Source organism: Bacillus sp. RZ2MS9 (genome assembly GCF_001816185.2).
Classification (GTDB): domain Bacteria; phylum Bacillota; class Bacilli; order Bacillales; family Bacillaceae_G; genus Bacillus_A; species Bacillus_A cereus.
On sequence record NZ_CP049978.1, the window covers coordinates 5,068,330 to 5,082,983 of the forward strand.

Below are 14,654 nucleotides of genomic sequence, written 5' to 3' on the forward strand. Positions count from 1 at the left end.
TCATAATAGTTATTTCACTATTCGTGACACTTGTCCTTTAGCATGAAAAACACATATTCGGTTCATCTCGTTATACGTCTAGTTCTTCTTATTTTTTGCTGAATATACTACCAATATAAACTTGAGACAAGCTACATCTGTTCAAGGGAAAATAGAAAGGTAGGCAAAATATGAGCATTGAAATATGGATTACTATTATTGTATTTTTCTTAACGATGATCGTTATCTTTTGGCGACCTCGCGGCTTAAATGAGGCATGGCCAGCAGCAATCGGAGCTGGTATCATCATAATTACTGGACTTGTATCAAAACCAGACATCATGGATATTATAAGTAAAATTGGCGGTGCTTCCATAACAATATTAGCAACTATTGTTATGGCAGTTATATTAGAAAGCTTCGGCTTCTTCCATTGGTCCGCAGCGAAACTGGCAAATCTAGCGAAAGGTTCTGGACGCCGTCTATACTGGTATATTCAATTATTATGTTTTCTTATGACTCTTTTATTTAATAACGACGGTAGTATTTTAATTACAACTCCCATTTTAATTCTTCTTCTAAAAAACCTTCAATTAAAACCACATCAACAAATTCCTTATTTATTAAGTGGTGCTTTAATCGCTACGGCATCTAGTGCACCAATTGGTGTAAGTAATATCGTAAATTTAATCGCATTAAACATCGTCCATATGACTCTTTATATGCATACCGCTATGATGTTTGTACCTGCAACATTAGGCTTATTATTTATGTCATGGCTCATGTATACAGTTTTGAAGAAAAAACTTCCGAAAAAATTGCCTGTTTCTTCATATGATATTGAAGAAATTTTCTTCACGAAAAACTTCCATCCACTAAAAGGAAATAATTCTGTTGATACGAAACAAAAACGGACAAGATTCATGTTAAAAGTATTAGGTTTCGTCTTCCTGATGCGCTGTCTTCTATTCGTTGCATCCTTCTTATCCATCCCAATTGAAATCGTTGCGGTACTTGGTTCACTCGTTCTGCTTATTTGGAGATGGTACTACTTACGAACAAATCCTGTCGACATTTTGAAAAAGACACCGTGGCACATTTTAATTTTCGCCTTCTCTATGTACGTCATTATTTACGGACTACACAACGCAGGATTAACAGCCGCACTTGTACAATGGCTCGAGCCAGTTGTGAATCAGCATCTACTCTATGCTAGCTTTGCAATGGGCGGACTTGTATCCATCCTCTCTAACGTCTTCAATAACCATCCTGCCCTTATGATTGGTACAATCACATTAACAGAAATGGGACTAGATCCAGTCACATTAAAAACTATCTATCTTGCAAACATCATTGGTAGTGACATCGGTTCACTATTACTACCAATTGGTACGCTAGCTTCACTCATTTGGATGTATATTCTGAAACAAAACAAAATTAAAGTAAAATGGAAAGACTATTTAAGTGTATCCCTTATCGTTATCCCGCTCACAACAGTCATCACACTATTCCTCTTATTCTACTGGGTACATCTCTTCTTCGCCTTATAAACAACAGAAGCCCCATTTGCTACCGTCTTAGCAAATGGGGCTTCTTCTATAATAAAGTTAGGTACTACAGTGTGATCAATTAAGTAAAGAGATGTAACATGTTATTGATATAAATGACTACCAGCTTCTTTAAATTCTTCTGCTTTCTCTTTCATTCCTTTTTCAATTGCTTCTGTCGTTTCTAAATCATTTTCTTTTGCATATTCACGAATATCATGTGAAATTCTCATACTACAAAACTTCGGTCCACACATTGAACAGAAGTGAGCTGTCTTTGCCCCTTCTGCAGGCAACGTTTCATCATGATATTCCATCGCACGTTCAGGATCTAAAGATAAATTAAATTGATCGCGCCAACGGAATTCGAAGCGTGCTTTTGAAAGTGCATCATCACGCTGATGAGCCGTTTTATGTCCTTTCGCAAGATCAGCCGCATGCGCTGCAATTTTGTACGTAATAACACCCGTGCGTACATCATCTTTGTTTGGCAAACCTAAATGTTCTTTAGGCGTTACATAACAAAGCATCGCTGTTCCAAACCAGCCAATCATCGCAGCTCCAATTGCAGATGTAATATGGTCATAACCTGGTGCAATATCTGTCGTTAGTGGCCCAAGTGTGTAAAACGGCGCGCCCTGACAAATATCAAGCTCTTTCTCCATATTCTCTTTAATTAAGTGCATCGGTACGTGTCCAGGTCCTTCAATCATAACTTGCACATCATGTTTCCAAGCAATTTTGGTTAATTCACCAAGTGTTTCAAGCTCAGAAAACTGTGCTTCGTCATTGGCATCTGCAATAGACCCTGGACGTAATCCATCTCCAAGAGAGAACGAAACATCGTACTGCTTCATAATTTCACAAATCTCTTCAAAGTGAGTATATAGGAAGTTTTCTTTATGATGGAATAAACACCACTGCGCCATAATCGAACCACCGCGCGAAACGATACCTGTCGTACGCTTTGCCGTGATTGGAATGTAACGAAGCAATACACCAGCGTGAATCGTAAAGTAATCAACGCCTTGCTCCGCCTGCTCAATTAACGTATCACGATATACTTCCCACGTTAAATCTTCTGCAATTCCGTTTACTTTTTCCAGCGCTTGATAGATCGGTACAGTTCCAACTGGTACAGGCGCGTTACGAATAATCCACTCACGCGTCGTATGAATATTTTTACCTGTAGATAAATCCATAATCGTATCCGCACCCCAGCGCGTTGCCCATGTCATCTTCTCTACTTCTTCTGCAATCGAAGAAGATACAGCTGAGTTTCCGATATTCGCGTTTACCTTCACATGAAAATTACGCCCGATGATCATCGGTTCAGCTTCTGGATGATTAATATTCGCTGGTAAAATAGCGCGGCCTTCTGCGATTTCCTTACGAACAAACTCCGGCTCTACCCCTTCACGAATCGCAACATATTCCATCTCAGACGTAATAATGCCATTACGTGCATAGTGCATTTGCGTAACATTTGCACCTTGCTTTGCTCTAAGTGGCTGGCGATCCATTTGCGGGAAAACAGGTGTATGCTTCGAAGCTACTTTCACACCGTCATCCTCTGGTTTCACTTCACGCCCTTCGTATGCTTCTACATCACCACGCCCCATAATCCAAGAGTGGCGCGGCGTTGGAATTCCTTTTTCCAACTCGACCTTATACGCAGGATCTGTATAAGGACCGCTCGTATCATACACACGGATTGGTGGATTTGGAACGCCATTCGTTTCGCTTTGTTCAATCTCACGCATCGGCACTTTCATACCTTCTCGTGGTCCATCCACATATACTTTCTTACTCCCTGGTAAACTCGACTTCAATTCAATTTGCTCAGCTGAAACAGATTGTTTCATAAATTTTGTTGCCCCCCTGTTCGTGACAAGGACAAGATATGGCCAGCGCATGCCAAAATAAAAAGAGCCAGGTCCATAAAAAAATAAGGACCTGGCTCATAAAGACATCATTATGTAAAGCCGTTAACTTCCCTACGCTGGTACGAGCCAGATCAGGTCCAAAGGGTTAAGAAGTTCACGCGCTTCTCTCTCAGCCTACGCATACGTTAGGCACCCCTAGTTTATCACTGATTTAATTTTCAATACTTTCCCATCATACACGATAATCTGAAAAATGAAAAGTTTATTTCTTTTGCACTTTACGGAATCATCCACGTTAAATAATACGCCTGCACATACGTCATAATACCAACAATAATTACGAAGAATAAGCTATGCTTCACTGTAAAACGGAACAAATCCGATTCTTTTCCAGCAAGACCAACCGCCGCACAAGCGATCGCAATCGACTGCGGGGAAATCATTTTCCCTGTTACACCGCCTGTTGTATTTGCTGCAACAAGAAGCACTTCAGATACACCGACTTGCTGTGCTGTAATCGCTTGTAAATTCGAGAACAGTGCATTCGCTGACGTATCAGACCCTGTTAAGAATACACCGATCCATCCCAGGAATGGTGAGAAGAACGGGAATAGTCCGCCAGTTCCTGCAAGTGCTAACGCTAGTGTAGAAGATAAGCCCGAATAGTTTGCGATAAATGCGAATCCTAATACGAATCCGATAGATAGAATTGGCATTTTAAGTTCATTTAACGTTTCTTTCAATGTCGCTACTGCATCTTTTGCACTCATTTTCAAAATAAAGATAGAAATGATACAAGCAATTAAGATTGCTGTTCCTGTTGCTGATAATACATCAAACTTCAAAATTGCCTCGTAAGGCGTCGGTTTATTTACAATTGGTTCTGCTTTCATTACTAGATTATGCAGACCTGGAATTTCAAACTTAAATACAAAACTTTCTAAAGCCCCTCCTGGAGCGAATAATGCCTTAAAGAAACTTTGGCTCCAAATGACTACCATAACCGTTAATACGATAAATGGGGACCATGCCTTCACTACTTTTCCAAACGTTAATTTCGACATCGATGCTACTGTCGTTGTTGCTGCTACTTCACTATTTGCTTGCCCAGATTGATAAGTTTCTTTCGGCTGCCAAACTTTTAAGAATAGCGATAAACTCACTAAACTTACAAGTGCTGACGTAATATCCGGAAGTTCCGGTCCTAAAAATGTCGCTGTAATGAACTGCGTAATCGCAAATGAACTACCCGCTACAAGTAACGCAGGCCACGTTTGTCTTATACCTTTAAATCCATCCATTAAAAATACGATAAAGAATGGAACAAATAATGATAGGAACGGTAATTGATGCCCAGCCATTTGTCCAATTTTATGTGGATCAATACCTGTTACTTGTCCAGCAACTGTAATCGGAATTCCCATCGCTCCGAACGCCACTGGTGCAGTATTTGCAATCAAACAAAGACCTGCTGCGTATAAAGGATTTAACCCAAGACCCGCAAGAAGCGCTGCTGTAATCGCTACTGGTGCCCCAAATCCTGCCGCTCCTTCTAAAAATGCTCCAAATGAAAATCCAATTAAAATAACGAGTAGACGATGATCGTTCGTAATCGATAATACCGATGCACGAATCACATCAAATTGACCTGTTTTCACAGAAATTTTATATAAAAATACGGACATAATGATAATCCAAGCAATTGGCCATAACCCGTACAAAAAACCGTACCCGGTTGCTGCCATTGCCATCGTGAACGGCATTTTATAAGCGAATAACGCTACTAAAACTGTAAGTACAACTGTAATAAATCCTGCCACATACCCCTTCATGCGGAAAACTGCTAAAGCTAAGAAAAAAAAGATAATCGGAATAAGTGCGACCGCTGCCGAAATCCAAATATTTCCGAACGGATCATAAACTTGTGTCCATGTGTTCATTGTCTCTCCCCCTAAAGAATCCCCTTTTAAATAGAATAACCTCATCAATAGACTATCAGGTCATCATACCTTTAAGCCTAAAATAAAAAAACGTTTAAGAAAACGTTTTCAACAACTTTCATTTATACTGTACCATAACAATTTCTATTAAAAAAGATTTTTTTGAAAATTTTATTATTTAACAGAAAATCTTACAAAATCGTCACGTTCTTGTAATGTTCATCGATAGGAAGTTTGCCAAAATTATTGCATAATAATAGTATAACAACAGAAATTATTCATGAGGTGATATATATGAACGGAAATAAAATATTAGCTGCGTTATCATACTTTAGTGTACTATTTGCCCCTATCTTATTCCCTATTATCGTTTGGATTGTGGGAGACGCTGAAACAAAACCACATGCAAAACGTGCTCTATGGACACACATCATTCCAAGTATCGCTACATTCATTGGCGTAACTATTCTAGGAATTATGGGCCTTGGATCTGATCAACCAGATGTAACACTTGGAATTGGATCAATGATTGTCTTAGCTATTTGCGGAATCATCAGCTTATACTACTTCATCTGGAACATTGTAAAAGGAATTAAAGTGCTGAAAGCTTAATTTTAAACAAATGTTTGTTTAAAAAGGGCCCCTTGCAATTTGCAAGGGGCCCTTTTTCCTAATTCGTTCACTTTATCTTCTGCGTTTCTTCTTTTTTCTCATCATTTTCTTTCGGCGCGTATTCACTTTATCCGCTATAATGTGGAGCGTACTTGCCACAACAATTCCCATTAAGAACGTTACAATTTCAACCTCATGCTTCTTCGCAATTTCTATTAAATTACCATCCAGTGCGATTACATTTAATAGTAATAAAAATGGAGAAAAGACGATTAACATGTACGCAATACGAATTACATCACCAAGTATAATCGTATGTGTAAAGAAAGATCGATGCGGCATTACTTTCTTATAAGGATACCAAAATATACGTAAGAAACCCCATTTGTTATAAGCATTACTGTACGTATCTAAATCTGGTGTTAAAAATGAAGTACCTACTAAAAAACCAATCGCAAAAGTTAATAAAAAATCAAAATTTGTTAATCCATACGAAAAGAGCAAAAACAAAACAACCGGAAGGGATATTAAGTTTATTTTCGTATGCGTTCTTCCTGATGGCATAATGCACTTCCTCGCTTACGTTCGTCCTGTCACCTTATGACAGGTTTCACCTATTGACCTAATTTCTGATCGATAAATGTTGTGTCTATATCCGAACCAAACCATTCTGCCAACTTCACTCGTGCCTTATCTTTCACATCTTCATTGACGTATAACGACACCTGTATTAGTGCGGCCGTTAACGCCCCCAAATCATCCGTATAGCCAATTCCAGCAATGAAATCTGGAATCGCATCAATCGGTGCAATAAAATAAGCAAGTGCTCCAATTACAATAATTTTCACTCGTTTTGGAACATCGGGTCTTTGCAAAACGTAAAACAGTAATAAACTTGCATAAATGACCGATTGCCCTGCTTGCTTTGCAACATGTTTTACTTTCTTCCAAAACGCTTCAACTGAAAATTTTTGTTTCATGTAAAAAGCCTCCCTATTTTTAAAAAGAAATAAGCTACAATATGTTATCAGTAAAAGTTCATGGAAATTACACAAAACCTATCAATGAACTTTTATTGTAACAAACAAACCAAAAAAGAACAAGTGTTCGTTAATTTTCACACTATTTCCTTCATATAATAGATTTCTAGATAACCCTTACCCATCTTCATTTCTTATTTCTCAACAAAGAAAATTTTCACTTCCACTTAACATTCTGCTCTACCTTTGTTATATTTTCTAGTTGACGGACATATAAACGAATGTTAAAGTTTTCTCTGGTAGTGACAAATCTTATACAAAAAATGTAAAATGTTATAGTGTTTCTCAGAAATGAATTTTGTTGTATAATACAGAAATGACGTTATGCTTATGAGCAACAAAAGAAACCAAAAGGGTATGCATAGTTATAGTCGTATATGGGTGAATATAGAACCTTTAATTATGGCCAAGAAAACTATGTATTTTTTATTTTAACATTTTTCGCTCCAAAATCGACCAAGCCTGATAGAGAAAGGGTGGAAATGAATGAAAGAAACCTTGAAATCACAATTTCAAAATGTGCGTTTCACTGTATTCGTAGCTTTAGCCTTATGGCTGAAAACTTACCTTATTACACGCACAAGCTTTGATTTAAAACTTGAATCTTTCATGCAAGAATTCATTTTATTCCTTAGCCCATTAGCAGCATCATTACTGCTTGTTGGTCTTGCATTATTTGCAAAAGGGAAAAAACGTAACTATATAGCACTTGGAATTAATTTTGTCTTAACAATCGTTCTTGTTGGTAACGTAATGTTCTACGGATTCTACAATGACTTCGTTACATTACCGGTGCTAGGACAAACATCTAACTTCGGAAGTTTAGGTTCTAGTGTGAAAGAATTATTTAACTACAAAATTATTCTTGCATTTGCAGACATTATCGTTTTCTTCGTTCTATTAAAGAAAATGAAGAACTTTGCACCTACAGAGCGTGTAGCACGCCCGATGCGTTCTCTATACTTCGTATCAACAGTTGCTATTTTCTTCGCAAACTTAGGACTTGCAGAAGCTGAACGCCCGGAACTATTAACACGTTCATTCGACCGCGTTATGCTTGTTAAAAACTTAGGATTATATGTACATCAAGTATACGATCTTGGCTTACAAGCAAAATCAAGTTCACAAAAAGCGTTCGCTGACGGTAGTAAATTACAAGAAACAGAAAACTACGTAAAAACAACACAAAGTAAACCAGATCCAAATATGTTCGGTACTGCAAAAGGGAAAAACGTAATTGTTGTCTCTCTTGAGTCATTACAAACATTCTTAATTGGTGCAACAGTTAATGGACAAGAAGTTACACCATTCTTAAACCAATTTACGAAAGAAAGTTATTACTTTGATAACTTCTTCCATCAAACTGGTCAAGGTAAAACATCTGATGCTGAATTCCTAGTAGATACTTCGTTATATCCACTAGACCGCGGTGCTGTATTCTTCACACACGGTAACAATGAATATACAGCAACTCCAGAAATTTTACGTCAGCAAGGGTATCACACGTCGGTATTCCACGCAAACAACGCAACATTCTGGAACCGTAACATTATGTATCCAGCACTTGGTTATGATCGTTACTACAACGAGCTTGACTACAAGATTACGCCAGAAACAAAATTAAACTGGGGATTAAAAGATATCGAGTACTTCGATCAATCTATTGATATGCTAAAACAAGTGAAGCAACCATTCTATACTCGCTTCCTTACTTTAACGAATCATTACCCATTCACTTACGATGACAGTACAAAATTAATCGATGAATACAATTCTGGTGATGGAGTATTTGACCGTTACATGGTAACTGCTCGTTACTTAGACGAAGCAATGAAACACTTTATTGAGCGTCTAAAAGCAGAAGGTATTTACGACAACTCAGTAATCGTATTCTACGGTGACCACTACGGTATTTCTGAAAACCATAACCGTGCAATGGCACAGTTCTTAGGAAAAGAAGAAATCACTGCATTTGACCATATGAACTTACAAAAAACACCGATGTTTATTCACGTTCCAGGTCAAAAAGAAGGTAAAACAATTTCGAAACCAACTGGTGAAATTGACATTAAACCAACTATTCTAAACTTACTTGGTGTAGATTCTACAAATGACGTTCGATTCGGTCATGATGTATTCTCACCTGATAATAAAGGATTCGTTGTTCTTCGTGACGGTAGCTTCGTTACAGATAAATACATGTACACAAACAGTACATTCTATGACCGTGCTACTGGCGAAGTTGTACAATTACCGAAAGAAGAATCCCAGCCACTAATTGATCGTGCCCAAAATGAATTGAACATGTCTGATAAAATCATTGAAGGTGACTTACTTCGCTTCTCTGAAAGTAATAAGATCAAAACTGGTGAAGTAAAAACAGTTATTAAAGAAGAAAAGAAGAGCGCTGAGTAATCTCAGCCTCTTTTTTATTTTCTTCCATACAACTACTTATATTCATTAACTTTAAAATTACATAACCTTTACCAAATATTCACATAGTGTTAATGAAGAATCTCTATAATAAAATATGTAAACGAGGTTCTACATATTTCTTATCTCTCATCTTTCGTAAGATCCCTTAAAGAAATGTGTAAATCTTTTGTTTCTACTTTCTTATAATTGTCTTTCAACTTGTTTTGTTTCCATACACAAAGCATTCAACGAGACAATGTCCCTATGAAAGATAGCTACCCTCCTTGTGCAGCATTCCATAAGAATGTTGCTTTTTTTTATTTAAAAGCAGGATTCTCATTTCTTATTTTCGAATTTGTATATACAAAATGCTGTAAAGTGAAACTTTAATCAGCCCTCATCAATCGGGCATTTACGGGCAGTGATTCGCCCACTTCACTTCTTTGCTCTACCCGAATTTGTAAGTAGGGGCTTTACTGCCGTTAATGCGGGGTAGATCATCCTTATTTCTCTATGATTTACAAATACATATATGGTCATATGTAGAGAATTGCTCACATAAAAATTACTATAGTGATTTTTATCTCGCATGAATGAAAGTTTCACGTTACTTACGTACTTACGAAAGGATGGGACGGAAATTGGCATACGAAAAATTTGTACTTTGGAATGATGAAGTTATTGATACAACAAAACAACAAACGTACATAGAACTTGAAGAGAGAGGTTCGCAGTTCGGAGATGGTGTCTATGAGGTTATTCGCCTATATAAAGGGAACTTTCATTTATTAGATCCGCACATAACGAGATTATATCGATCCATGGAAGAAGTAGAATTATCGCTCCCTTTCTCAAAAGCTGAGCTCATCACTTTACTTTACAAATTAATTGAACGAAACCATTTCCACGAAGATGGCACCATTTATTTGCAAGTATCTCGTGGTGTACAAGCTCGCACACATGTATTTTCATATGACAACCCTCCGACAATTTATGCCTATATTACAAAAAAAGAACGACCAGCTTTATGGATTGAATATGGTATACGCGCTATATCAGAACCCGATACTCGATGGCTACGCTGTGACATTAAATCATTAAATTTATTACCAAACGTACTAGCTGCTACGAAAGCTGAACGGAAAGGCTGTAAAGAGGCACTTCTCGTAAGGAACGGTATTGTAACGGAAGGAAGCCATTCCAACTTCTTTTTAATTAAAAACGGAACGCTTTACACACATCCAGCCAATCACCTTATTTTAAATGGCATTATTCGTCAATATGTCCTTTCTTTAGCGAATACTCTTCACATTCCTGTGCAGGAAGAACTTTTCAGCGTTCGTGACGTTTATCAAGCAGATGAATGCTTTTTTACAGGCACAACGATTGAAATTTTACCAATGACCCACCTTGATGGGACCGCGATTCAAGATGGGCAAGTTGGGCCTATCACCAAAAAACTGCAAAAATCTTTTAATCAAATCTTATTACAATCCAATATGGCATCTTCTTAAACACGAATAATTTCTGTCCTTTCATATTCAATATATGCATTTAAATGGAAATCAAGGTGTAATTTTATGCCTTGATTTTTTTCTTGTAATCTTTTTGTCATATTCAGATTCCTATATAAGTCTTGACAGTAATCGACATGCTCTTTAGAATTTTTAACAGTTGGTAAATATTTCTTCACTACATTACAGACAGAAAGGAATCGACAAATTATGAAAAAGTATCTTGCCGGTCTTGCGGCAGTGTCTGTAGCAGGAGGAGCAGCACCTACACTTGATAGTGTTCAAGCTGCACCTGAACAAAATACACAAAAAGCTGCTACAACTGTCCAAGCTTCTGCATCAAACAGCTCATCTTATAAGGTAAACGCGAGCGTATTACATGTTCGTGCGGGATCAAGCACTTCTCACGACATCATCTCACGCGTTTATAACGGTCAATCACTAAACGTGATTGGCGAAGAAAACGGTTGGTTCAAAATTAACATTAATGGACAAACAGGCTTTGTTAGTGGCGAATTTGTATCAAAAAGTGGCGCAGCAAACAACAATGTAAGTACAGGTGGCAACAATAAAGTTACCGCTGATGTATTACGTGTACGTACAGCTCCTAACACATCTAGTTCTGTTTCTGGGCGTGTATATGAAGGACAAACATTAAACGTAATTGGACAAGAAAATGGTTGGGTGAAAATTAACCATAATGGACAAGTAGGTTATGTAAGTGGCGAATTCGTATCTGGCGTTTCTTCTAATGCAGGTTCTTCAAACAACAATACGAATAATAACAACCAAGAAGTAAAACCAGCAAGCGGAAACTATACAGTAAATGTATCTTCCCTTCGCGTTCGTACAGGTCCTAGCACTTCTCACACAACTGTAGGTTCTGTGACAAAAGGACAAGTAGTACAAGTTGTTGGAGAAGTTCAAGATTGGTTCAAAATCAATTACGCAGGACAAACTGCTTATGTAAGCAAAGACTATGTAACAAAAGGCGGTTCTAACGAAAACGTTACAGAAGGCAACAAACAAGAGCAAAACAATAATAATGGAACTATTCAAACTGGCGGTTCTTACGTAGTTAACGCTACATCTTTACGTGTTCGTACAGGCCCTGCCGCTTACCATAGTGTAATTGGTGGCGTTTTAAATGGTACAACATTAAACGTAGTTGGATCTGAAAACGGTTGGTTTAAAGTAAATTACCAAGGAAAAACAGGCTTTGTTAGTAGCGAATTTGTAAAATTCGTTAAAGGTGGTACTACTACTCCTGAGCAACCAAAACAACCTGAAAAACCTAACCAAGGTGCAATTGGCGACTACTACATTAATGCTTCTGCACTAAATGTACGTAGCGGCGAAGGTACAAATTATAGAATCATAGGCGCACTTCCACAAGGACAGAAGGTTCAAGTAATCTCTGAAAACTCTGGATGGAGCAAAATTAACTACAACGGTCAAACTGGTTATATCGGAACACGTTACCTATCTAAAACACCAGTTGGAGGCGCAGTAGATAATAAGCCTAACAATAACCAAAATAACAATCAAAACAATAGCAATAATAATAATACAGGCAACAATAGCGGCGACAGTTCTTCCGTACTTGCATATGCAAAATCAATGCAAGGTGTACCGTACGTTTGGGGCGGAACTTCTGCTAACGGCGTAGACTGCAGTGGCTACATCTACCACGTATTTAAGAAATTTGGTCATAACATTAGCCGCCAAAGTGTTGCAGGATATTGGAGTAGCCTACCAAAAACTTCAAGTCCACAACCTGGTGACCTAATTTATTTCCAAAACACTTATAAATCTGGTCCTTCTCACATGGGTATTTACCTTGGGGGCGGATCGTTTATCCAAGCTGGAGATAACGGTGTAGCAATCGATTCATTAAGTAAATCTTATTGGAAGAGCCACTTCTTAGGATACACGAAAGCACCTTAATTAATAGTTTCAAAGCCTTCTAGTTTACTAGAAGGCTTTTTTGCTATGAGTTCAACATATTACTCCCTTTCTCCTACCTTCTCTCTACAAAAATAATGTATCCATTCTTCCATTTCATACACTTTATTCTACAAAAACAATGCATAACGTTATCATAATGTATATATTTTCATAAAAAACATAACCTATTTCATGTCTATTTATTTTATATGTGTTTTTTTGAAGAATTTTCTTTTTATTTAAACTTTTCATTAGACGTTTGACCTCCGATGTCCATTATGATAAGTTACTAAAGATGTTATATTCGCAAACGTATAGACAACTGGTTTATACACTGTTTTTACTATGAGGAAGGAGCATACACTGCATGAATCTTTTATGGGGAATTGGCGGCGTGATTGGAGTATTAGCAATTGCTTTCTTACTATCTTCCAACCGCAAAGCTATTAATTGGCGCACAATTTTAATTGCGCTAGCATTACAAATGTCATTTTCATTTATCGTATTACGATGGGATGCTGGTAAAGCAGGTTTAAAACACGCTGCTGACGGTGTTCAAGGATTAATTAATTTTTCTTACGAGGGAATTAAGTTCGTTACTGGGGATTTAGTCAACGCAAAGGGACCTTGGGGATTTGTATTCTTTATTCAAGCACTACTTCCAATCGTATTTATTAGTTCATTAGTAGCAATCTTATATTATTTCGGTATTATGCAGAAATTTGTTAGCATCGTTGGTGGTGCATTAAGTAAACTTCTTGGAACTTCTAAAGCAGAAAGTCTAAACTCAGTAACGACTGTATTTTTAGGACAAACTGAAGCTCCAATTTTAATTAAACCTTACTTAGCACGCTTAACAAATAGTGAATTCTTCACTATTATGGTAAGCGGTATGACAGCTGTTGCTGGATCCGTTCTTGTCGGTTATGCAGCAATGGGTATTCCGTTAGAGCACTTATTAGCAGCTGCAATTATGGCGGCTCCATCGAGCTTATTAATTGCGAAACTAATCATGCCAGAGACAGAAAAAGTAGATAATAACGTTGAACTTTCTACAGAACGTGAAGACGCAAATGTTATTGATGCAGCTGCACGCGGCGCATCTGAAGGTATGCAACTTGTTATTAACGTAGCAGCAATGTTAATGGCTTTCATCGCATTAATTGCTTTATTAAATGGATTATTAGGATGGGTTGGTTCTCTGTTCGATATTAAACTTAGTCTTGATTTAATCTTTGGTTACTTATTATCACCATTCGCAATCTTAATCGGGGTTTCTCCTGGTGAAGCGATACAAGCAGCAAGCTTTATCGGTCAAAAACTTGCAATCAACGAATTCGTTGCATACGCAAACTTAGGACCACACATGGCAGAGTTCTCTGACAAAACAAATCTAATTTTAACATTTGCAATCTGTGGATTTGCAAACTTCTCTTCTATCGCAATTCAATTAGGTGTAACAGGAACGTTAGCTCCTACTCGCCGTAAACAAATTGCACAATTAGGGATTAAAGCAGTTATCGCTGGTACATTAGCGAACTTCTTAAACGCAGCAGTTGCAGGTATGATGTTCCTATAAACTTATATAGAGTCTTCTCTTTCTACAAGAGGAGACTTTTTTCATGCAATCCAAACGTCTTTTATGTATCTATTAATCAATTTATCCTAAATATAGGCACATTATGATACAATAATGTTTAAGTCTTTTTATTTTTCTTATGAAAATAGAGATACTACTTGTTGTTACCTTTCAAAAGAGTTTAACGACATGGTC

Annotated in this window: 10 protein-coding genes and 1 riboswitch; of the genes, 6 read left to right on the top strand and 4 right to left on the bottom strand. The window is 37.4% G+C overall.

Annotated features, from left to right (window positions below):
• Positions 1 to 170 precede the first annotated feature (170 nt).
• Positions 171 to 1,529 (top strand): arsenic transporter, encoded by a 1,359-nt coding sequence (locus BHV55_RS25975; protein ID WP_070757677.1) that lies wholly within the window; start codon positions 171 to 173, stop codon positions 1,527 to 1,529.
• Between the two features lie 101 nt (positions 1,530 to 1,630).
• On the opposite strand, the gene thiC is transcribed toward BHV55_RS25975, so the two are convergent.
• Positions 1,631 to 3,391: a phosphomethylpyrimidine synthase ThiC gene (gene thiC, locus BHV55_RS25980; protein ID WP_000814479.1), complete on the bottom strand. Its 1,761-nt coding sequence runs from the start codon at positions 3,389 to 3,391 to the stop codon at positions 1,631 to 1,633.
• A gap of 112 nt (positions 3,392 to 3,503) precedes the next feature.
• A riboswitch (TPP riboswitch) is annotated at positions 3,504 to 3,619 on the bottom strand.
• Positions 3,620 to 3,690: 71 nt separating this feature from the next.
• The gene (lldP, locus tag BHV55_RS25985) at positions 3,691 to 5,352 is read right to left on the bottom strand and encodes an L-lactate permease (RefSeq protein ID WP_070757675.1); all 1,662 of its coding nucleotides are present in this window, start codon (positions 5,350 to 5,352) and stop codon (positions 3,691 to 3,693) included.
• A gap of 294 nt (positions 5,353 to 5,646) precedes the next feature.
• On the opposite strand from lldP, the gene BHV55_RS25990 reads away from it, so the two are divergent.
• A complete protein-coding gene (locus tag BHV55_RS25990) occupies positions 5,647 to 5,964 on the top strand; it encodes a magnetosome magnetite crystal formation protein family (RefSeq protein ID WP_001014099.1) in 318 nt (105 codons plus the stop codon).
• Between the two features lie 72 nt (positions 5,965 to 6,036).
• Here the strand turns inward: BHV55_RS25990 and BHV55_RS25995 are convergent, their stop codons facing one another.
• A complete protein-coding gene (locus BHV55_RS25995) occupies positions 6,037 to 6,528 on the bottom strand; it encodes a metal-binding protein (protein WP_001139060.1) in 492 nt (163 codons plus the stop codon).
• 50 nt (positions 6,529 to 6,578) lie between these two features.
• Positions 6,579 to 6,944: a YkvA family protein gene (locus tag BHV55_RS26000; RefSeq protein ID WP_000810369.1), complete on the bottom strand. Its 366-nt coding sequence runs from the start codon at positions 6,942 to 6,944 to the stop codon at positions 6,579 to 6,581.
• Between the two features lie 546 nt (positions 6,945 to 7,490).
• Between BHV55_RS26000 and BHV55_RS26005 the strand changes: the two genes are divergently transcribed.
• The 4 genes from BHV55_RS26005 to BHV55_RS26020 all read left to right on the top strand — a co-directional run bounded on the left by BHV55_RS26005 (position 7,491) and on the right by BHV55_RS26020 (position 14,459).
• Positions 7,491 to 9,419 carry an LTA synthase family protein gene (locus BHV55_RS26005; RefSeq protein WP_000665358.1) on the top strand — a complete coding sequence of 643 codons (1,929 nt, stop codon included), beginning with the start codon at positions 7,491 to 7,493 and terminating at the stop codon, positions 9,417 to 9,419.
• A 629-nt stretch (positions 9,420 to 10,048) separates the two neighbouring features.
• Positions 10,049 to 10,933: a D-amino-acid transaminase gene (locus BHV55_RS26010; protein WP_074595267.1), complete on the top strand. Its 885-nt coding sequence runs from the start codon at positions 10,049 to 10,051 to the stop codon at positions 10,931 to 10,933.
• A gap of 210 nt (positions 10,934 to 11,143) precedes the next feature.
• Positions 11,144 to 12,880, top strand: a complete 1,737-nt coding sequence (locus BHV55_RS26015) for a C40 family peptidase (protein WP_048568622.1) — start codon at positions 11,144 to 11,146, stop codon at positions 12,878 to 12,880.
• 367 nt (positions 12,881 to 13,247) lie between these two features.
• A complete protein-coding gene (locus tag BHV55_RS26020; RefSeq protein ID WP_001051029.1) occupies positions 13,248 to 14,459 on the top strand; it encodes a NupC/NupG family nucleoside CNT transporter in 1,212 nt (403 codons plus the stop codon).
• Positions 14,460 to 14,654 lie beyond the last annotated feature (195 nt).